The organism is Chloroflexota bacterium (assembly GCA_026713825.1).
Lineage (GTDB): Bacteria > Chloroflexota > Dehalococcoidia > Lucifugimonadales > UBA1127 > UBA1127.
The window spans coordinates 15681-34224 of the sequence record JAPONS010000075.1 but is presented as its reverse complement, the minus strand read 5'-3'; the positions used below and the strand labels follow the sequence as shown (position 1 = coordinate 34224).

Here is an 18544-nt window from a genome sequence, read left to right as displayed (position 1 = left end):
TCCTGCGGGGACCAGCGGGGGGTGTCGCCGGGGGGGGGGGGGGGGGCGGCCTTGTCGTGGGTTGGCGGGCAAACTACACTGGGAGCAGCTACAGCAGGGGCAATCACAACCCGATACATGCAACCGGGGGCAGGTTATGGACTTCGCGAAAATGCACGGCGCCGGCAACGACTTCGTCGTCGTGGAAGCGCGCGGCGAGGACCGCGACTGGGGAGCGCTGGCGGCCGCCATGGCCGACCGCCACTTCGGCGTCGGCTCCGACGGGCTGTTGCTGGTCGTGCCCTCGGACGTGGCCGACCTGCGGATGCGCATGTGGAACCCGGATGGCTCAGAGGCGGAGATGTGCGGCAACGGCATTCGCTGCTTCAGCAAGTACGCCATCGAGCGGGGCATGGTGACGCTCCGCGACGGCACTTTCACCGCCGAGACGGGGGCGGGCGTGCTGGAGATCCAGCCGATCTTGCGGGACGGCCAGGTTGTGCGGGCCCGCGTGAACATGGGCCGCCCGGAACTGACGCCGGAGCGCGTCCCCGTCGACCCGGCGCAGCGGCTCGTACCCATCGGCGCGGGCCATGCCACAGCACACACCGGCAGCGGGGCGAGCGCGCGCTACTACAACCCGACGGACATCGTCTTCGACTGGCCGCTGGCTGTGCCGGGCCACGCCTTCGCCTTCACCGGCGTCTCCATGGGCAACCCCCACGCCGTCGTATTCCTGGACACACCCGTGGAGGATTTTGCGCTGGAGGCCATCGGCCCGCTAGTGGAGCACCACCCGCTCTTTCCGAAACGCGTCAACTTCGAGATCGTGAACGTCGTCGACCGCACGCACCTGACGGCACGCGTCTGGGAGCGCGGCGCGGGGCTGACGCTGGCGTGCGGCAGCGGCGCGTGCGCCGTCGCGGTGGCGGCGCGCATCCACGGCTACACCGACGAGCAGGTCGCCGTGCAGCTCCCCGGCGGCACGCTCACGATGACGTGGGACGGCGAGGGCGACATCTTCCTGGAGGGCCCGGTGGAACTGGTCTACGAGGGCCGCTGGCCGGACTAGTTTTCTTCTTTTGACATAATGGTGCGGACGATTCACGAATCGCCCCTGCGCAACAGGCAAGCGGAGAGGCGCGGGGTGCGGGCGCGGCTTGCGATCGGGCTTTCTGGATACCGGCATTCGCCGGTATGACGGTATGACGATGGGGGCGTGCGGCGCGGTTGGTTCGGGCTTTCTGGGTACCAGCCTTCGCCGGTATGACGAACGTTGAAGGGGACAGTATGAAGTTTACCCAGCGTGTGCAGCAGCTTCCGCCTTATCTCTTCGTGGAGATCTCCCGGCGCATTGCGGCCAAGCGGGCCGAGGGCAAGCGCGTCGTCACCTTCGGCATCGGCGACCCGGACCTCGCGACGCCGGACCCGGTGCTGGAGGAGTTGAAGGAAGCCTCGCACCGCCGGCCGAACCACCGCTACCCGGAGACCGAGGGACTGCCTGAGTTCCGGCAGGCCGTCGCGGGGTGGTACAACGACCGATTCGGAGTGGAGCTGGACCCCGGCAAAGAGGTGATGTCGCTCATCGGCGCGAAGGAGGGGATCGGGCACATCGCGCTGGGGCTGCTGGAGCCGGGCGACATCGCGCTGCAGCCTGACCCCGCATACCCGGTCTACAACGTCGGCACGCTCTTCTCCGGCGCCGAGCCGTACTGGCTGCCGCTGACCGAGGAGAGCGGCTGGCTGCCGGACCTCGACGCCATACCCGACGACGTAGCGCGGAAAGCACAGGTGCTCTGGCTGAACTACCCGAACAACCCCACGGGCGCCGTTGCGGAGCTCGACTACTTCGAGCGGGCCGTCGACTTCTGCCGCAAGCACGACATCGCGCTGCTGCACGACGCGTGCTACACGGAGGTCGCCTTCGACGGCTACCGGCCGGTGAGCGCGCTGCAGGTTCCCGGCGCGAAGGATGTGTGCCTCGAGTTCCACTCGCTGTCAAAGAGCTACAACATGACGGGCTGGCGCATCGGCATGGCCGTGGGCAACGCGGACCTAGTCAGGGCGCTCTTCCTGGTCAAGTCCAACCTCGACTCAGGCGTCTCTCAGGCGGTGCAGCAGATGGGCATACGCGCGATGGAGACGAGCCAGGAGGAGATCGACGAGCGCAACGCGCATTACCAGGCGCGGCGCGACAAGGTGATCGAGGCGCTGCGCGGCCTCGGCATCACGATGGAGCCGCCCAAGGCGAGCCTCTACGTCTGGGCGCCAGTGCCGGAGGGCTTCACGTCGGCATCGTTCGCGACGGCCGTGCTCGACGACCTCGACATGGTGGTGACGCCGGGGACGGGCTACGGCAAGTACGGCGAGGGCTACATCCGGCTCTCGCTCACGCTGTCGGACGAGGACCTGGAGGAGGGCGTCCGGCGGCTGGCGTCGTGGAAGGTGCCGCCGCCGCAGGCGTAGGCGAATCGCCTACAGTTGCTCCTTCACGTTCTGCGCCAATGCCCGCGTCATGCCGGGCACCGCCGAAAGCTCCTCCAACGTCGCTTCCCGGATGGCCGCCACACTGCCGAAACGCTGCATGAGCATGCGGCGGCGCTTGGGGCCGATGCCGTGGACGGTGTCCAGGCCGGAGCGGGTCTGGCGCTTGGAGCGGAGCCGCTGGTGGTAGGTGACGGCGAACCGGTGGGCCTCGTCACGGACGCGCTGGACGAGGAAAAGGCCCTGTGAGTTGCGCGGCAGCATCGTCGGCTCCGGGCTGTGTGGCACGAAGATCTCCTCCTCGCGCTTGGCCAGCGACGCCAATGGAACCACGTCCGTTGAGAGTCCCATCTCCAGGAACACCCCGTGCACGGCTGAGAGCTGCCCTTTGCCGCCGTCGATGAGGACGAGGTCGGGCACGTTCTCCCACGCCTTGCCGTCCGGAGCTTCAGACAGTTGCTCGGCGTTCTCTACGCTCGCGTTGGGTGCGTCCTCGGCGTTGTCCTCGGTCGGGAGCGTGGCGGCCATGCGGGCGAAGCGGCGGCGCAGCACCTCACGCATTGACTCGAAGTCGTCGGGGCCCTCGACGGTCTTGACCTTGAAGCGGCGGTAGTGCTCCTTGCGCGGCGCGCCGTTCTGGAAGACGACCATGCTGCCAACAGTGTCGGAACCCTGGACGTGCGAAATGTCGTAGCACTCGATGCGCTTGGGCAGGCGTGGCAGGCTGAGCGCCTCCTGCACCTCAGCCATCGCCGAGTCGAGGGCTCCCTGCCCCGCGAGCCGCTGCGCCCTCGACATGCTGAGCCCCTGCGTCGCGTTCTCCGCCACCATTGCGACGAGGCGGCGCTTCTCACCGCGGACGGGCACCTGCAGCTGCACGTTCGTGCCGCGGCGGCCCGTGAGCCACTCGGTCAGCAGGGGCGTGTCGTCGGCGGGGTGCTGCAGCAGGATGGTGGGCGGCACGTAGGAGGCCCGGTCGTAGAATTGCTGGATGAAGGTGCCGAGGACGCGCCCCTCCTCCTCGTCCTGGACGCCGTCCATGATGAAGTGGTCGCGGCCGACGAGCTTGCCGTTGCGGATGAAGAACGCCTCCACCCACGCCTCGTTGCGCTCCTGGGCCATCGCGATGACGTCGGTGTCCTGGTTGCGCAGCGAGACGACCTTCTGGTCCTCGCCGACGCGCTGGATGGCCTGCACCTGGTCGCGCAGGCGGGCGGCACGCTCGAACTCGAGCTTCTCCGCGGCCTCGTGCATGCGGTGGTTGAGCTGCCGAACGACGTCCGTCGTCTTGCCGTCGAGGAACATGAGCACCTGCTCGATGACCTCCATGTAGTTGTCCCGATCCGCGTAGCCGACGCACGGTGCGACGCAGCGGTGGATGTAGTACTCGAGGCAGGGGCGCGCGTCCGTTCCGGTGATGGTCTTGGTGCAGGAGCGGTACGGGAAGAGCTTCTTGAGCAGCGCGAGGGTCTTGCGCACGGAGTCCGCGCTTGCGAAGGGCCCGAAGTAGCGCGCGCCGTCGTTCTGGACGCGGCGGGTGAAGTAGACCTGCGGAAAATCCTCGCTGGGGTCGATCTTGATGTACGGGTACGTCTTGTCGTCGCGCAGGCGAGTGTTGAAGGGCGGGCGGTGCCGCTTGATGAGGGTGTTCTCGAGGATGAGGGCCTCGCTCTCCGAGTGGGTGACGACGAACTCGAAGTCGCGGGCCTGCTGCACCATGCGGCGTATCTTGGGGACGAGGCCGAGGGGCGTGCCGAAGTAGGAGCGCAGCCGGTTGCGCAGGTTGGCCGCCTTGCCGACGTAGATGAACTGGCTGGAGGCGTTCTTGAAGAGGTAGACGCCCGGACGCGCCGGGACGGAGCCCAGACGCTCACGCATGGGGCCGTTCGCGAGGGTGGGGGGCGTCGTTGCGTCCACCATGTCCGTATTGTACGGCATGCGGGCTACGGATGCGGGTGCACGAACAAGTGAGGGCAAGATGTGAGAATGGCAATTCCGGTGATACAACAATGAGACCAGGAGCGGTATTTGCTCTAGAATCCCTGAATATCGACGCCAATAGACACCATGTAGTGGGCGTTTACAAACGCTACGGCAAGCGCAGCGGCAAGCCATAGGTAGGCATAGAAGAAGGGCGTCACGTACGCGCTGTCAATTTGGGTGCCTAATGGATCGCGTCTGTCCAGGCGGTACCTCTTGTACAGACCTTTTGCAGACATGAACATTGCAAAGCCACAAACAGCAATTCCACCACCATACAAAAGGGTCATGAAGGAAGCGGAGCCAATGCTGGCTCCCGAAGCGACGTACCCTGTAGAGGTACCAAGCGTGTACTCCCATATCCAGGCGATGCTCGTGACGACAGACAGTATCGCAATTAGCCAAAGGCCATATGCGAAGAGGTAAATCAACCCCATAATCGGGTAAGGCAGCAAGCGCCCGTACAGCCTCGCGAGCACATAAGGCCAAGGGAAAATGAATGCGCCAAACAGGGCCCCGGCAATTGCAAATGTCCACACTGCCTGCCTCCTGTAAAGTGCGACTGCTGCGCACACAAGGCAGATGGCAAGCGCGGAGACAATTCCTGCCATGAACAAAAGCCCAAACAGCACTATGAGTGCTATCCCCATTCCCCTTATTCCTCTCCGCGTCCTTGTTTGTGAGTGTAGTGTGCGTCCAGATGGCGGACGCCAGACAGGCTATGAATCTTCCTTGCGGGAATTCTGGAGTGCTTGTTCAATGTGTCTGCGTCAATCCATAGGCAGGATACAGCAGAGGCCTGACTGAAGGTGTTGAACAAAACTCAAGCTGAAGTTCCCTGGCTTCGTGAAAACCATTGGCACATTCGATGGTCTTTGAGCCAGCTTCAAGCTTGAGCGGGGTGATGGGCGCCTGCGTGCTTCCCCTAGTTGCCCAAGACGGTGGTGAGCACCACCAGCAGGATTGCAGTGATCACGGCGAAGAACGCAATGCGGATGAGCTCCTTGTTCAGAAGCGGGTCGCCTTGCACCGATGCGCCGGAGACCGTTGCGCCCGGAGGCTGCGAGACGGTCGCGCGGCGGGGAGTCGTCGCGGGGGCAGCCGCGGCGGCCGGGGACGCCGAAGGGGCGTCAGCGGAGATGGTCGTCTCGGGCGCAGACTCGGCTGCAAGCTCAGCGGAGGCGGGCGCGACCTGCTGCGCGGCGACCGAGGCCTTGGGGGCGCCGGCACGGTTCTTGCGGGTGCGGTGACCCCTGTGACCTGTCGCGCCTCTGGAACTGCGGGGCATGTGCGTCCTCCGGGGCCCGGGCGCCGGGTTGGCACCGGGGCGCTATCGTAGTTGTGATTGTTGACCGCTCAGGCGTCCAGCGGGACCGCTTGCGCCACCAGCTTGGCCGCCTTCTCTATACCAAGGGTAGCAGGGTTTACCATCATGTGGTACTGGTGCGGGTCATCGGGATGGGCTTTGAAGTGCCGGCGGTAGAAGCTGATGCGCGCCCGCTCCTCCATCATGACGTAGCGCTCAGCATTGGCGCGGTCCATGCTGTTGCGCCGCATGGCCGTGTCCATGCGGAAGTCGATGGGGGCCACGACGCCTACGTGCAGTACGCCGGGAACGTCCTTCAGGACGAAGTTGCCCCCGCGGCCCATGATGATGACATTGCCCTCTTTTGCGAGGTCCTTCATCACGTCGCACAGGACCTGAAAGAACTGGGAGTCGTCGATCAGCCTTGTGGGTGCGGCTGCCACCGCCGCCGTCTCCTCGTCGCTTTCCCCCTCCGGGTACGGGCGCGCCAGGAGCGTGTCAACGCCAGTGCCGAAGAAAGGGTCGCCGCCGTTGCCGGAGTAGGCGGAGCGCTCGAAGGCGATCTGGATGAGCCGTGTCAGGCGGCTGCCCAGTGACTGGTCCTCCTCTTCCTTTTCCTCCAGCGCAGCTATGGGCGCGCCGACGCGCTTTGCGGCCTCGGCGAGGAGCACACGGTCTACATAATCGAGGTCAAGGAGACGGGCGACCTCCTGCCCGACTTCCCGGGCGGCGCCGCCAAGCTGCCCGTTTATGGTGATGACGGTCATAATCCGCCTCCTGTGTTTCGAGCGGCCGCCACGGGCGTGACCGGCTCCCGGCCTTCAGAATGCATGCCGCGAGGCGCCAGACCGGCGGCCACGGCATCGGTCAGCTCCGTCCGTTCGTCACTCCCTACGGCGATGCGCATCCCGGCCTGCTCCCTCCGGCCTATTTGCCACGGGGATGGGCTTCCTCAAACTGCTCGCGCAAGTGGTCGTCCGTGAGGTGGGTGTATATCTGTGTGCTAGCGATGCTGGCGTGACCGAGGAACTCCTGGACCTGCCGGAGGGAGGCGCCGCCGCGCAGCATGTGCGTCGCGAAGCTGTGGCGCAGGGTGTGCGGCGTCACCGGGTTGGCGATGCCCGCCTTGCGCGCATACTCCTTCAGGATGAGCCAGAACCCCTGCCGCGTGAGCTGCTCGCCGCGCCGGTTCAGGAAGAGGGCCTGCTCCTTCCGGCCGTTGCCCAAGAAGGAATCGCGTCCCTCATCGATGTAGAACTCCAGGGAGCCGAGCGCCTGCTCGTGGAAGGGGATGAGGCGTTCCTTGTTGCCCTTGCCGATGCAGCGGACGTAGCCGCCGCTGAGGTTGACGTCGCTCACCTTGAGGGATACGAGCTCCGTGACGCGCATGCCCGTTGCGTAGAGCAGCTCCAGCATCGCCTTGTCCCGCCGCGACTCCGGCGTGTCGACGGCCATGGGCGCGTCCAGCAGCCGGACGACCTCGTCCTCGGTGAGCGCGCTGGGGAGGCTCCGTCCGATCTTGGGCGAGCTGAGCTCGACGGCTGGGCTGTTCTCCAGCATGCGGTCGTCGACCAGAAAGGCGAAGAAGGAGCGGACGGCGGCCGTCTTCCGGGCGCGCGTGGTCTCCGAGTAGCCCTTCTCCTGCAGCGACAGCACGAACCCGGCCAAGTGGTCGGAGGTGACGCGGCGCCAATCTGAGAGGCCGTCGGACTCCAGGTGCTTCTGGAGGGAGTAGAGATCGTTCCGGTACGCCATGATGGTGTTGCCGGAAAAGCCGCGTTCCACGGCAAGATGGTTGAGATACGCGTCAATCTGCTGTTTCATACTGACCCCTTATCGACTTGCCCGTCTGTGTGACAGACTTTCCTATGCCCCTGGAAGTCCTGTGTGGAAGATAGTACAAACGCGCATATTCTACAATAGCCAACCCGAATGTCCAGAGGAAGGGCGGGGTGAGGCGGAAGTGAGACCGGCGGGCTCTGAGCGAGCGGCGGCAGGCGCCGTTCATGCTTCGATTTCCCTCAGCGCGAACGGAATCTGCTCCCCCATCCCGGCCTTCCCCCGCTCGCGTGGGTAGAGGGCGTTGGGCGCAGGCGTTCTGGATACCGGCCTTCGCCGGTTCGCCGGTATGACGGGGGGTGAGCGGCGCGTGTTGCGGGGGCGTTTGGGCGCGTGCTAGGATAATTCGGCTTTTCCCTACGGCACAGCCTGTATACAACGAGCGTACGTCTGTGGAACAACGGCAAGAGTCCCGACTGGACCAACTTGAACAGCTCCGCGCCCAGACCCTCCTCGGGGGCGGCGAGCGGCGCATAGCCCAGCAGCACGAGAAGGGCAAGCTCACCGCACGTGAGCGGCTCGCGCTGCTGGTCGACCCCGGCTCCTTCCAGGAGCTGGACAGCTTCGCGACGCACCGCGCGACCGAGTTCGGCCTGGCCGACCAGAAGGCGCTCGGCGACGCCGTGGTGACGGGCTACGGGCACGTCAACGGCCGGCAGGTCTTTGTCTTCGCGCAGGACTTCACGGTCATGGGCGGCTCGCTCTCGGAGGTCGTCGCGGAGAAGGTCTGCAAGATCATGCAGCTCGCCATGAAGGTGGGCGCGCCCGTCGTCGGGATCGAGGACTCGGGCGGCGCGCGCATCCAGGAGGGCGTCTCCAGCCTGAAGGGCTACGGCGACATCTTCCTGCTGAACACGCTGGCGTCCGGCGTGGTGCCGCAGATCTCCGTCATCATGGGCCCATGCGCGGGCGGCGCCGTCTACTCCCCCGCCATCACGGACTTCATCTTCATGACGGAGGGCACCGGGCAGATGTACATCACCGGCCCCGACGTCATCAAGTCCGTGACCGGCGAGGAGGTGACGCACGAGGAGCTGGGCGGCGCGCACGCGCACACCGCCATCAGCGGCGTCGCGCACTTTGCCTACGCCAATGACGAGGAGTGCATCGAGCAGGTGCGGCGGCTCCTCGAATTCCTGCCGTCGAGCAACGCCGAGGACCCGCCCCGGCGCGACAGCGGCGACGATCCCAACCGGCTCTGCGAGACGCTCCGCTCCATCGTGCCGGAGGGCGAGAACCAGCCCTACGACATGAAGGACGTCATCGACGCGGTCGTCGACGGCGGCGACTTCATGGAGGTACAGCCGGAGAACGCGCAGAACATCGTCGTCGGCTTTGGGCGCATGGACGGCCACACGGTCGGCATCGTCGGGCAGCAGCCGGCGTACCTCGCGGGGTCGCTCGACATCGGCGCGTCGCTGAAGGCCGCGCGCTTCGTGCGCTTCTGTGACGCCTTCAACGTGCCCATCCTCACGTTCATCGACGTCCCCGGCTTCCTGCCCGGAACGGAGCAGGAGTACGGCGGCATCATCAAGCACGGCGCAAAGCTCATCTACGCCTACGCGGAGGCCACGGTGCCCAAGGTCAGCGTGCTGACGCGGAAGGCCTACGGCGGCGGCTACATCGTCATGGGCAGCAAGCACTTGCGGACGGACGTGAACTACGCGTGGCCGTCGGCGGAGATCGCCGTCATGGGCCCGGCGGGCGCGGTCAACGTCATCCACCGCGAGGCCATCCGCAACGCCGAGGACCAGGACGCCGAGCGCGCGCGGCTGGTGCAGGAGTACCGCGACCTGACGGCCAACCCCTACGTCGCGGCCTCACGCGGGTTCATCGACGACGTGATCGACCCGGCCGAGACCCGGATGCGCGTGATCCGCTCCTTTGAAATGCTTCGGGACAAGCGCGACAGCCTGCCGCCGAAGAAGCACGGGAACATCCCGCTGTGAGCGCCTCTGAGCAGGCCGCGTCCCGCACCTTCGACGTCGTCGTCGAGGGCAGCGAGCTATCCGTCACGGTGACGCCGGGCGAAACGGCGGAGGCCGGAGCGGTACAGGTCACGGTCGACGGGCAGCCGTTCAGCGTGACGGTCACGCCCACGGGCGCTCCGCCGGCGGAAGCCTCGGCCTCCGCGGCCGCACCCGCTCGACCGGCGCCGGCGCCACGGCCGCAGCCCGCCGCGCAACCCGCCCCGGCGTCTGCGGCAGCATCCGCGCCACAGGCAGCCCCCGGCGAGCGGCTGCTGACCGCGCCCATGCCGGGCACGGTGGTGCGCTATACTGTTTCTGAATCACAGCGCGTGGCCGCAGGCGAGACGGTTGTCGTGCTGGAAGCGATGAAGATGGAGAACACTCTTCCCGCGCCCGCCGCCGGGGTCGTGACACGCATTTCGCAGCAGGCCGGCTCCAGAGTGGCGAGGGGAGACGTGCTGGCGGTCATCGCGACGGAGTAGCCTCGCAAATTACATTGCAACAGCGTGGAGGAAAAGATGGTAGACACCCAAGCAATAGAGGCAGCCAAGGAGCACTTCGGCGTCGTACTGCAGCAGCAGTTGGAGCGCGTGGAGCGGCTGAAGTCGGCGGAACCTGCCATTGACTTCGCGTCCGTGCCCACGATCACCGTGGGCGTCATGGGCGGCGACGGCATCGGGCCGTACATCGCGGCGGAGGCGCAGCGCGTGCTCGAGTACCTGCTCCGCGACTCCGTGGCATCGGGCAAGGTAGCCTTCAAGATCATCGAGGGCCTGACCATCGAGAACCGGGCCGAGCACATGAAGTCCATCCCGGACGACGTGCTGGCCCAAATCAAGGAATGCCACGTCACGCTGAAGGGCCCCACCCACACACCCGAGCAGGGCGACGGCTGGCCCAACCTTGAGAGCGCCAACGTGGCCATGCGCAAAGAGCTGGACCTCTATGCCAACGTGCGTCCCGTCCGCATCCCGGCGGAAGGCATCGACTGGACGTTCTTCCGGGAGAACACGGAGGACCTGTACGCCGTGGGCAGCCAGGGCATCAACGTAGACTCCGACCTGGCGATCGACTTCCGCGTCATCACGCGGCCCGGCTCCCAGCGCATCATCGATGCGGCGTTTGAGTACGCCAAGCGCACGGGCAAGACCAAGGTGACCGCCGTGACCAAGGCGAACGTCGTCAAGACGACGGACGGCAACTTCCTGAACCTGGCGCAGGACATCGCCAAGAACTACCCGGGGATCGAGCTGGACGCCTGGTACATCGACATCATGACCGCCAAGCTGCTTGACCCCGCGCGGCGCGCCGAATTCCAGGTGCTGGTGATGCCGAACCTGTACGGCGACATCCTGACAGACGAGGCCGGCCAGATCCAGGGCGGCGTGGGCACAGCGGGCAGCGCCAACCTCGGCAACCAGTCCTCCATGTTCGAGGCGATTCACGGCAGCGCTCCGCGCATGGTCTCCGAAGGCCGCGCCCAGTATGCCGACCCGAGCTCCATGCTCCGCGCCGGCGCCATGCTGATGGAGCACATCGGCTACCCGGACCTTGGCCAGCGGCTGCACCAGGCGCTGGACATCTGCGGGCAGTACGAGCGCGAGATCGTGATGACGGGCCGCAGCACGGGCGCGACGGGAGCCGAGTTCGGCGACTACATCATGGCGACCGTCGAGGACGCCAACGTCGGCAACCGCTGGCAGGCATACGTCGACGCTGGCTAACGCCCCAACCCCCATACCGGCGAATGCCGGTATCCAGAGAGGTGGGGAGGAGGCCGTTTTGGGCAACAAAGAGAAGGGGCTAGGTGGGCTATTTATAGTCCTGCTCGTTCTTGGGGTGCTGGTTTATGAGTCTGGGTTCTTGTGGTGGGGCTTGGGAGCTGGGGTATTTGCCGCAGTTGTGACTGCTATAACTGCGAGAAGCTTGCAGTTAGATTGGACGCTGCCAGTTTACGTAGGCTTTGGTATCGCAGCATTGGTTTGGGGTTACGGGGTTGCGGATCATCTTGGGTTTACCTAGTTCTTAATCTCTCGATCGCTTAAGGGGGCACGAGGCGAGAGGGATGTTCAAGGGAGAATCAGTAAACCCGTGTCACTGGAGAAACAGCTATGTTCATGGATGACTGGTTCAGAGACGGTGTGCGCAAGCGTACTTCCCTTAAGGACTGGCACAAACCACTTCATGCCCTGCAAGGGGGCAAGTGCATGTACTGCGGACACAAGCTTCGGTTGGGGGATGGCCACGTTGACCACAAGAAGCCTCACTCTCAAGGTGGACAAGAAAAGCCGAGCAACATGCAATTATTGTGCGCTCCGTGCAATACGCGGAAGGGTGCCCAAACTGATGCGCAGTTCCGTAAGAAGTTTAAGGACGTCCTTCCTAGCACACTACCACCGGTTAAAGCGATTCCGCTTTCCAAGTTTGAGGCTGTAGCGAAGACCGTGGCAACGAAGAAGGCGAAAGTCGCCAAGAAGCGCAGGGACCAAGACCCCTTTGGATTCTGGTAGAAATCACACAGACGCAAAGGAAGAGGAATGGCACGCAAGAAGGTAACAGTTGTAGGCGCGGGCAACGTGGGCGCAACCACGGCGCAGCGCATATTCGACCGCGGGTACGCCGACGTCGTCCTCGTGGACATCGTCGAGGGGCTGCCGCAGGGCAAGGCGCTCGACATGCTGGAGTCCGGCCCGGTCGTCGGGTCCGACGCCTCGGTCATCGGCACCAACGACTACGCGGACACGGCGGGCTCCGACGTGACGGTGGTCACCTCGGGCATTGCGCGGAAGCCGGGCATGAGCCGCGACGACCTGCTGTTCACCAACATGGACATCGTGGGCAGCGTCATCAAGCAGGTGGTGGAGAACTCGCCAGACGGCATCGTCGTCACGGTGACGAACCCGCTGGACGCGATGACGCAGCACGCGCTCGACGTCTCAAGCAAGCCGCGCGAGCAGGTATTCGGCATGGCGGGCATCCTGGACACGGCCCGCTTCCGCACCTTCCTGGCGGCGGAGATGAACGTCTCCGTGCAGGACGTGCACGCCTACGTGCTGGGCGGCCACGGCGACACGATGGTGCCGCTGGTCGGCGCGACCAACGTCGGCGGCATCCCGGTGGCGGACCTCATCGCCAAGGACCGGCTGGACGCCATCGTGAAGCGCACGCAGGACGGCGGCGGCGAGATCGTCTCGCTGCTGAAGACGGGCAGCGCCTTCTACGCACCCGCGGCCTCGGTGGCGCAGATGGTCGAGTCCATCCTGTTCGACCGCAAGCAGATCCTGCCGTGCTGCGTAAAGCTGCAGGGCGAGTACGGCATTGAGGGCCTCTGCGTGGGCGTGCCGGTCAAGCTCGGCGCGGCCGGCGTCGAGGAGGTCATCACGCTGTCGCTCACGAACGAGGAGCAGGCCGCTCTCGACAAGTCCGCGGATGCCGTCCGCGAGCTCATCGACGTGATGGCCAACCGGGGTAACTAGGGAAAGGAAGCACATCCGGGGGGATAAACTATGACTACGAAGAACGTTGAAGAACTGGAGTCAAAGATCCAAAGCGCGGCGGACGAGCTGATTGAGCTTGAGACCGCCGACGACGTGCGACAGTGGTGGAACCGCCACTACTACGGACTGGGCCACAAGCGGCTCGGCAGGCTGCTCCTGGGGCAGTCCGTCGAGAGCCTGCTGGAGCGGGCCACGGCCAGCCGCGGCGAAGACTAGCCGCAAACAGGGAATTGAAGACGCCGCTCGTTCTGACGGCAGGGGCCGTCGGGGCGAGCGGCGTTCTGTTGCGTCCGGCCCACTTCTTTCTCGTTCGACCTGAGCGAAAACGAAGTGAGGACGAGCCGTCGCTAGCTGACCGGCGGGCGGTGTTGCGCCCACGGGTGCGCGGCCTCGATGGCCGCCGACGCGCGGAGGACCGTCGCCTCGTCGGCGAAGCGCCCCACGAGCTGGACTCCGATAGGCAGACCGCCGCTGGAGAAGCCGTAGGGGACGCTGGCCGCCGGCTGGCCCGTCATGTTGTAGAGGTAGCAGAAGGGCGTGAACGCCCATCTCGGCTCGACGGCGACGCCGTCGATGGTGTCCGGCCAGCCCTCGATGGGGAAGGCGGGCACGGCGTTGACGGGGCTCAGGACGAGGTCGTGGGTGAGGAAGACGTCGCGCATCACGCCCTTGAAGCGCTCCATCTCGCGGAGTGCACGGGCCAGGTCCGCGACGGTCCACGTTGTCGCGAGCTCCAGGTACTCGCGCATCGTCGGCATGAGCATGTGGGCTTGCGTGTCCAGCAGGTGTCCGAGACCCGCCGACATGTCGCTGACGAAGATGGTACGGAAGCTCTCCCGCAGTGTCAGCCCGTCCACGTCGGGATCGATCTCGTCGACCTCCGCGCCGAGGTCCGCGAGCAGCCTGGCCGCCTCGCGCACGACGGCGCGCACCTCGGGGTCGACAGGCATCCGCCCGATGCTAGGGGCGTAGGCCACGCGCAGGCCCTTGATTCCGTCCTGCAGGCCCATAGTGAAATCGGGGGGCGGCTCCAGGATGGACATGGGGTTCTCCGGGAAGGGGCCTGACATAACATTCAGCATCGTGGCCGCGTCTCGGACGTCCCGCGTGAGCGGACCGCTAACGCCGAAGACGTTCCACCCGCCAGTCGTGCCGTATGGCGTAGGAATGCGGCCGCGTGAGGGCTTTAGGCCGTAGACGCCGCAGAAGTTGGCCGGCACGCGGATGGACCCGCCGCCGTCGCTGCCCTGCGCGACCGGCGACAGTCCCGACGCGACGGCCGCCGCGGAGCCTCCGCTCGACCCGCCCGGCGTCATTGCGAGGTCCCACGGGTTGCGGCACGGATCGCCGAGCAGGTTCTCGGTCGTGCCCCGGTGCCCGAACTCGGGCGTGTTGGTCTTGCCGATGACGATGCCGCCGGCAGCCTTGATGCTCGTCACCACCATGTCGTCGGCATCCGGGACGTCATCCTTGTAGATGAGCGAGCCGCGGGTGGTGCGAATCCCTGCCGTCCGGCTCAGGTCCTTGATGGGCACGGGGATGCCGTGCAGCGGGCCTGTCTCCTCGTCCCGCGCCGTCCGCTCCTCCGCGAGCCTCGCCGCGGTAAGGGCCTCGCCGGCGCACACGGTGAGGAAGGCGTTGAGCTTGGGGTTGAGCTCCTCAATGCGCCGGAGCAGGCGCGTGGTCAGATCCACCGGAGAAAGCTGCTTGCCGGCAATCAGTTCACGCAGTCGCCAGGCCGGGGTGAACGCGAGGTCAATGTCGGTCAAAGGGGCCACCTCCGGGGGGTTAGGCTAGGGCAAAAGCGGGGGCCGTGCAAGCGCACCCGCGTTGACGATGAAGGGGCGCTCTGGTAGCCTGAGACAGCTACAGGAAGGCGCCGGGCCTCGCACTTCAATCCGCGCCTTCAATCCCACCAACGTCCACGGTTCACGTATCTGGCCCCGTGCCGCGGCAACCCTGGATTTCGTGAGGAGCATCGTTGAACTACACAAGCGCGTTGCGCCACGTCCTGAGTCTGGCAGACCTGGAACGCATGGTGGAGCCGCCCGGCGTCCGGCCGCGTTACGACCTCGACCGCATGCACGCGCTGCTCGACGCGCTCGGCCGCCCGCATCTCTCGACGCCGACGGTGCACGTGACGGGCACCAAGGGGAAGGGCAGCACCTCCTCCATGATCGCGTCCATCCTCCGCTCCAGCGGCTACACCGTCGGCCTCTACACCTCGCCGCACCTGCACACCATGCGAGAGCGCATCCAGGTGAACGGCGAGCCGCTCACTGAGGAGGAGTTCGCGGCGACGGTCGAGGCAGTCTGGCCCGCCGTCGAGGCGATGAGCGCCGAGGGCGTCACCACCTTCGAGACGCTGACGGCAATGGCCTTCCACGCATTCGCGTCGCGGAAGCTCGACTGGCAGGTGCTCGAGGTGGGCATGGGGGGCACCCTTGACGCCACCAATACCGTGCAATCGCCACAGGTGTGCGTCATCACGTCCATCAGCCTGGACCACACGAAGATCCTCGGCGACACCGTTGAGGCCATCGCGCACGACAAGGCGGGCATCATCAAGCCTGGCGCGACGGTGATCACTGCTCCGCAGCCGCCCGGTGTCATCGCCGAATTGGAGGAGGCGTGCGCCCGCGCCGGCGCAGAACTGGTGCGGACAGACGAACGCTACGAGTGGAGCGTGACCGGCTTCGACCTTCGCGGGCAGTCCTTCCGCGCCGAGGGCACAGGGGGATCTTGGGACGGCTGGCTGCCCCTGCTCGGCGAGCACCAGGTGGAGAACGCTATGTGCGCCATCGCGGCGGCGGCGGCCCTGGCGGGGAGCGACCCAGCGGTCACGCATGAGTCGACGCTGGACGGGCTCGCGAACGTGCGGTGGCTAGGGCGGCTGGAGGTGCTGGAGGAGCAACCGCTCGTCGTCGCCGACGGCGCGCACAATCCGTACTCGGCGAAGAGGCTGGTGGAGGCCGTCGACCGCTACTTTGGCGCTCGGAGACGCGTGTTGTTGTTTGGGGCGTCGCTGGGCCACGACCTGCGCGGAATCGTGCGGGGGCTTGCGGCCCTCGAACCCGAGGCGGTCGTGGTAACAGCGTCGCGCCACCCCCGCGCCGTGCCCATGGACACGCTGATGCAGGAGTTTCGGGACGCGGGCATGCCGGTGCAGTGGGGCGGCAGCGTCGCCGAGGGGTTCGCGCTGGCGAAGACCCTCGCGGGGCCGGAGCACCTGGTATTGGCCACGGGGTCGCTTTTCACGGCAGTAGAGGTGCGGGAGCGCCTGTTTGGCATCCCGCCGGAGGAGTATCCTGAATTTCAGGACGTTCGATTTTCTTCGCGTGTGAGGTAAGCAGTGGCAGAGCGAAAGCGTGTTGTCATAACGGGCATGGGCATCATGAGTCCGCTTGGCGAGACTGTGGATGAGTACTGGGACGCGCTGGTGCAGGGCCGGTCAGGCATCGGGCCGATGACCATGGCCGACCCCACGGGGTTCCCGTGCCGCATCGCGGGCGAGGTCACGAGCTTTGACCCGGCAAGCTACATCGACGGCCGCGAGGCGCGGCGGATGGCGCGGTTTTCGCAGATGGCCGTGGCCTCTGCGGTGCGGGCGATGGAGCAGTCCGGGCTGAACGGGTCGAACATGGACCCAGACGCGGCCGGAGTGCTTCTTGGCAACGGCAACGGGGGCATGCCTGTCACCCAGGAGCAGGCCAAGGTGCTGTTTGAACGCGGCGGGATGAAAGAATCTCCCTTCTTCATCCCGATGATCCTGCCCAACATGGCCGCGGCCCAGGTCAGCCGCATTCTGGGACTCAGGGGCTACACCAACACCGTCATCACCGCGTGCGCCGCGGGCACGCAGGCCATCGGCGAGGCCGCCGAGGTCATCCGCAGGGGCGCGGCAAAGGTCGTCGTCAGCGGAGGCACAGAGGCAGGCATCTGCGAGCTTGCGCTTGGCGGGTTCAGCGTCATCAAGGCGCTCTCATCCAGCAACGAGGACCCGGCGAGGGCCAGCCGCCCCTTCGAGGCGAACCGCGACGGCTTCGTGCCCGGCGAAGGAGCGGCGTCGCTCGTGCTGGAGGAGATGGAGCACGCGCTGGGGCGCGGGGCCAACATCCTCGGCGAGGTGGTAGGCTACGGGGTATCGTCCGACGCCTTCCACCCGGTGCACCCGGACGACAACGGCGACGGCGCCGCCCGCGCAATGCGGTGGGCCCTCGCCGATGCGGGCATCATGCCGGAGGAGATCGACTACATCAACGCGCACGGCACCTCGACGCCGCTGAACGACGCGGTGGAGACGCTGGCGATCAAGCAGGTGTTCGGCGACGCGGCGTACAAGGTTCCCATCAGCTCGACCAAGTCGATGATCGGGCACGCGCTGGGTGCGGCGGGCGCGGTGGAGGCCGTCGCGGCGGTGAAGTCCATCGAGACGGGCACCATCCACCCGACGATCAACTACGAAGACCCGGACCCGGCCTGCGACCTGGACTACGTTCCAAACGTGGCGCGGAGCGCGGACGTACAGACAGTGCTGTCCAACAGCTTCGGCTTCGGCGGCCAGAACGCCTGCCTGGTCATCCGCCGGTTTCAGGAGTAGGGAGCGCATAGTCCAACGGGAAAGTGTACGGAAGTCTCAGGGAATCAAAGATGCCGAACATAGTCTATGTCCTTACCAACCCCGCAATGCCAGGTCTCGTAAAGATCGGCATGACCGACCGCGATGACGTCCAGCGGAGGATGAACGAACTCTTTACTACCGGCGTTCCGTTTCCATTTGAGTGCGTCATCGCCAAGGAGATTGAGAGCACTGAGGCCGCAACTGTAGAAAGCGCTCTCCACCGGGCCTTTCATCCGTACAGGGCCAACGAATCTAGGGAGTTCTTCCAAATTGAACCTGAGCAGGCTGAGGCCCTACTTCTGGTTCTGTCTGGCCGAGACGTAACACCGCGCGTGGGCAAGCTGCTTGTCGCAGCCTCCCCAGAAGACAGCGCTGCAGCAGAGGAATTCAAGAAACGTCAGGCACGAATCAGTCGGGAGGAGTTTCTAGACACATTCACCGGAAGCGCCAGAATTTTTTATGAGCGGGTGCTTGACCTTGGCAAATATGAAGGAATGCTCACGACTTGGGCCGCCAAGAGCTTCTCCCTCTACGTTGTCTCTGGAGGGAAACGATATTGGGTCTGCTACGGTTATGCTTCAACTTCCTACTATGGTCGGTTATATACCTACCTCGCCGCGTTGAGAGACAAGCCAGATGTTCCGTCAGAAGAGATTGAGTCCCTGAGGAAACAAGCCCAAGACAGTGGTTTGTTTGTCCAATCAGGAAAATACAATGAGCTTGCTGTCCACACACAATACGAACTGACAGAGTCACAGATTGATGAAGTCACCCAGTGGTTGTGGGCATTGATACAACTCATCCGCAACCACTTGACTGACACGCAACATCAGGGCTAGGTCAGTAACTGATATGCGCCACCGAAGGC

17 protein-coding genes and 1 pseudogene are annotated in these 18544 nt (G+C 65.4%); 12 read left to right on the top strand and 6 right to left on the bottom strand.

Going from position 1 to position 18544, the window contains the following annotated elements; genetic code table 11:
• The first annotated feature begins 136 nt into the window (after nucleotides 1–136).
• Nucleotides 137–1051, top strand: coding sequence for a diaminopimelate epimerase (gene dapF / locus OXC99_09725; GenBank protein MCY4625260.1), 915 nt, complete (start codon nucleotides 137–139; stop codon nucleotides 1049–1051).
• Between the two features lie 218 nt (nucleotides 1052–1269).
• Nucleotides 1270–2445, top strand: coding sequence for an LL-diaminopimelate aminotransferase (locus OXC99_09720; GenBank protein MCY4625259.1), 1176 nt, complete (start codon nucleotides 1270–1272; stop codon nucleotides 2443–2445).
• 9 nt (nucleotides 2446–2454) lie between these two features.
• On the opposite strand, the gene uvrC is transcribed toward OXC99_09720, so the two are convergent.
• From uvrC to xerD, 5 genes are all read right to left on the bottom strand, one after another.
• The gene (gene uvrC, locus OXC99_09715; protein ID MCY4625258.1) at nucleotides 2455–4383 is read right to left on the bottom strand and encodes an excinuclease ABC subunit UvrC; all 1929 of its coding nucleotides are present in this window, start codon (nucleotides 4381–4383) and stop codon (nucleotides 2455–2457) included.
• A 113-nt stretch (nucleotides 4384–4496) separates the two neighbouring features.
• Nucleotides 4497–5093 carry a hypothetical protein gene (locus OXC99_09710; protein ID MCY4625257.1) on the bottom strand — a complete coding sequence of 199 codons (597 nt, stop codon included), beginning with the start codon at nucleotides 5091–5093 and terminating at the stop codon, nucleotides 4497–4499.
• 275 nt (nucleotides 5094–5368) lie between these two features.
• The gene (locus tag OXC99_09705; GenBank protein ID MCY4625256.1) at nucleotides 5369–5731 is read right to left on the bottom strand and encodes a hypothetical protein; all 363 of its coding nucleotides are present in this window, start codon (nucleotides 5729–5731) and stop codon (nucleotides 5369–5371) included.
• Between the two features lie 68 nt (nucleotides 5732–5799).
• A complete protein-coding gene (locus OXC99_09700) occupies nucleotides 5800–6516 on the bottom strand; it encodes a cytidylate kinase-like family protein (protein ID MCY4625255.1) in 717 nt (238 codons plus the stop codon).
• A gap of 160 nt (nucleotides 6517–6676) precedes the next feature.
• Nucleotides 6677–7573 carry a site-specific tyrosine recombinase XerD gene (xerD, locus tag OXC99_09695; protein ID MCY4625254.1) on the bottom strand — a complete coding sequence of 299 codons (897 nt, stop codon included), beginning with the start codon at nucleotides 7571–7573 and terminating at the stop codon, nucleotides 6677–6679.
• Between the two features lie 407 nt (nucleotides 7574–7980).
• Between xerD and OXC99_09690 the strand changes: the two genes are divergently transcribed.
• From OXC99_09690 to OXC99_09660, 7 genes and pseudogenes are all read left to right on the top strand, one after another.
• Complete coding sequence (locus tag OXC99_09690; GenBank protein MCY4625253.1) at nucleotides 7981–9537, top strand: methylmalonyl-CoA carboxyltransferase; 1557 nt, start codon at nucleotides 7981–7983, stop codon at nucleotides 9535–9537.
• A gap of 293 nt (nucleotides 9538–9830) precedes the next feature.
• Nucleotides 9831–10040: pseudogene (locus OXC99_09685) on the top strand (acetyl-CoA carboxylase biotin carboxyl carrier protein subunit).
• Nucleotides 10041–10076: 36 nt separating this feature from the next.
• On the top strand, nucleotides 10077–11282 hold the full coding sequence (locus tag OXC99_09680) for an isocitrate/isopropylmalate family dehydrogenase (GenBank protein ID MCY4625252.1): 1206 nt from the start codon (nucleotides 10077–10079) through the stop codon (nucleotides 11280–11282).
• A gap of 58 nt (nucleotides 11283–11340) precedes the next feature.
• Nucleotides 11341–11580 (top strand): hypothetical protein, encoded by a 240-nt coding sequence (locus OXC99_09675; GenBank protein MCY4625251.1) that lies wholly within the window; start codon nucleotides 11341–11343, stop codon nucleotides 11578–11580.
• Nucleotides 11581–11669: 89 nt separating this feature from the next.
• Nucleotides 11670–12068 carry an HNH endonuclease signature motif containing protein gene (locus OXC99_09670; GenBank protein ID MCY4625250.1) on the top strand — a complete coding sequence of 133 codons (399 nt, stop codon included), beginning with the start codon at nucleotides 11670–11672 and terminating at the stop codon, nucleotides 12066–12068.
• 27 nt (nucleotides 12069–12095) lie between these two features.
• Nucleotides 12096–13034 (top strand): malate dehydrogenase, encoded by a 939-nt coding sequence (gene mdh / locus OXC99_09665; protein ID MCY4625249.1) that lies wholly within the window; start codon nucleotides 12096–12098, stop codon nucleotides 13032–13034.
• A gap of 30 nt (nucleotides 13035–13064) precedes the next feature.
• The gene (locus OXC99_09660; GenBank protein ID MCY4625248.1) at nucleotides 13065–13271 is read left to right on the top strand and encodes a hypothetical protein; all 207 of its coding nucleotides are present in this window, start codon (nucleotides 13065–13067) and stop codon (nucleotides 13269–13271) included.
• Between the two features lie 131 nt (nucleotides 13272–13402).
• Here OXC99_09660 and OXC99_09655 read toward each other — a convergent pair whose 3' ends face one another.
• The gene (locus tag OXC99_09655) at nucleotides 13403–14824 is read right to left on the bottom strand and encodes an amidase family protein (GenBank protein ID MCY4625247.1); all 1422 of its coding nucleotides are present in this window, start codon (nucleotides 14822–14824) and stop codon (nucleotides 13403–13405) included.
• 212 nt (nucleotides 14825–15036) lie between these two features.
• Between OXC99_09655 and OXC99_09650 the strand changes: the two genes are divergently transcribed.
• Genes OXC99_09650 through OXC99_09640 form a run of 3 tightly spaced genes read left to right on the top strand, consistent with a single transcriptional unit; the run spans nucleotide 15037 to nucleotide 18515 of the window.
• Complete coding sequence (locus OXC99_09650; GenBank protein ID MCY4625246.1) at nucleotides 15037–16404, top strand: bifunctional folylpolyglutamate synthase/dihydrofolate synthase; 1368 nt, start codon at nucleotides 15037–15039, stop codon at nucleotides 16402–16404.
• Nucleotides 16405–16407: 3 nt separating this feature from the next.
• Nucleotides 16408–17655, top strand: a complete 1248-nt coding sequence (gene fabF / locus OXC99_09645) for a beta-ketoacyl-ACP synthase II (protein ID MCY4625245.1) — start codon at nucleotides 16408–16410, stop codon at nucleotides 17653–17655.
• A gap of 50 nt (nucleotides 17656–17705) precedes the next feature.
• Nucleotides 17706–18515 carry a GIY-YIG nuclease family protein gene (locus OXC99_09640; protein ID MCY4625244.1) on the top strand — a complete coding sequence of 270 codons (810 nt, stop codon included), beginning with the start codon at nucleotides 17706–17708 and terminating at the stop codon, nucleotides 18513–18515.
• The last annotated feature ends 29 nt before the right edge of the window (nucleotides 18516–18544 follow it).

Excerpts from the sequence above, each read along its gene's own strand:
- OXC99_09640 (MCY4625244.1), top strand. The coding sequence starts at position 17,706 with ATGCCGAACATAGTCTATGTCCTTACCAACCCCGCAATGCCAGGTCTC.
- uvrC (MCY4625258.1), bottom strand. The coding sequence starts at position 4,383 with ATGGTGGACGCAACGACGCCCCCCACCCTCGCGAACGGCCCCATGCGT.
- OXC99_09670 (MCY4625250.1), top strand. The coding sequence starts at position 11,670 with ATGTTCATGGATGACTGGTTCAGAGACGGTGTGCGCAAGCGTACTTCC.
- mdh (MCY4625249.1), top strand. The coding sequence starts at position 12,096 with ATGGCACGCAAGAAGGTAACAGTTGTAGGCGCGGGCAACGTGGGCGCA.
- dapF (MCY4625260.1), top strand. The coding sequence starts at position 137 with ATGGACTTCGCGAAAATGCACGGCGCCGGCAACGACTTCGTCGTCGTG.
- OXC99_09660 (MCY4625248.1), top strand. The coding sequence starts at position 13,065 with ATGACTACGAAGAACGTTGAAGAACTGGAGTCAAAGATCCAAAGCGCG.
- OXC99_09680 (MCY4625252.1), top strand. The coding sequence starts at position 10,077 with ATGGTAGACACCCAAGCAATAGAGGCAGCCAAGGAGCACTTCGGCGTC.
- OXC99_09720 (MCY4625259.1), top strand. The coding sequence starts at position 1,270 with ATGAAGTTTACCCAGCGTGTGCAGCAGCTTCCGCCTTATCTCTTCGTG.
- OXC99_09700 (MCY4625255.1), bottom strand. The coding sequence starts at position 6,516 with ATGACCGTCATCACCATAAACGGGCAGCTTGGCGGCGCCGCCCGGGAA.
- xerD (MCY4625254.1), bottom strand. The coding sequence starts at position 7,573 with ATGAAACAGCAGATTGACGCGTATCTCAACCATCTTGCCGTGGAACGC.
- OXC99_09705 (MCY4625256.1), bottom strand. The coding sequence starts at position 5,731 with ATGCCCCGCAGTTCCAGAGGCGCGACAGGTCACAGGGGTCACCGCACC.
- OXC99_09710 (MCY4625257.1), bottom strand. The coding sequence starts at position 5,093 with ATGGGGATAGCACTCATAGTGCTGTTTGGGCTTTTGTTCATGGCAGGA.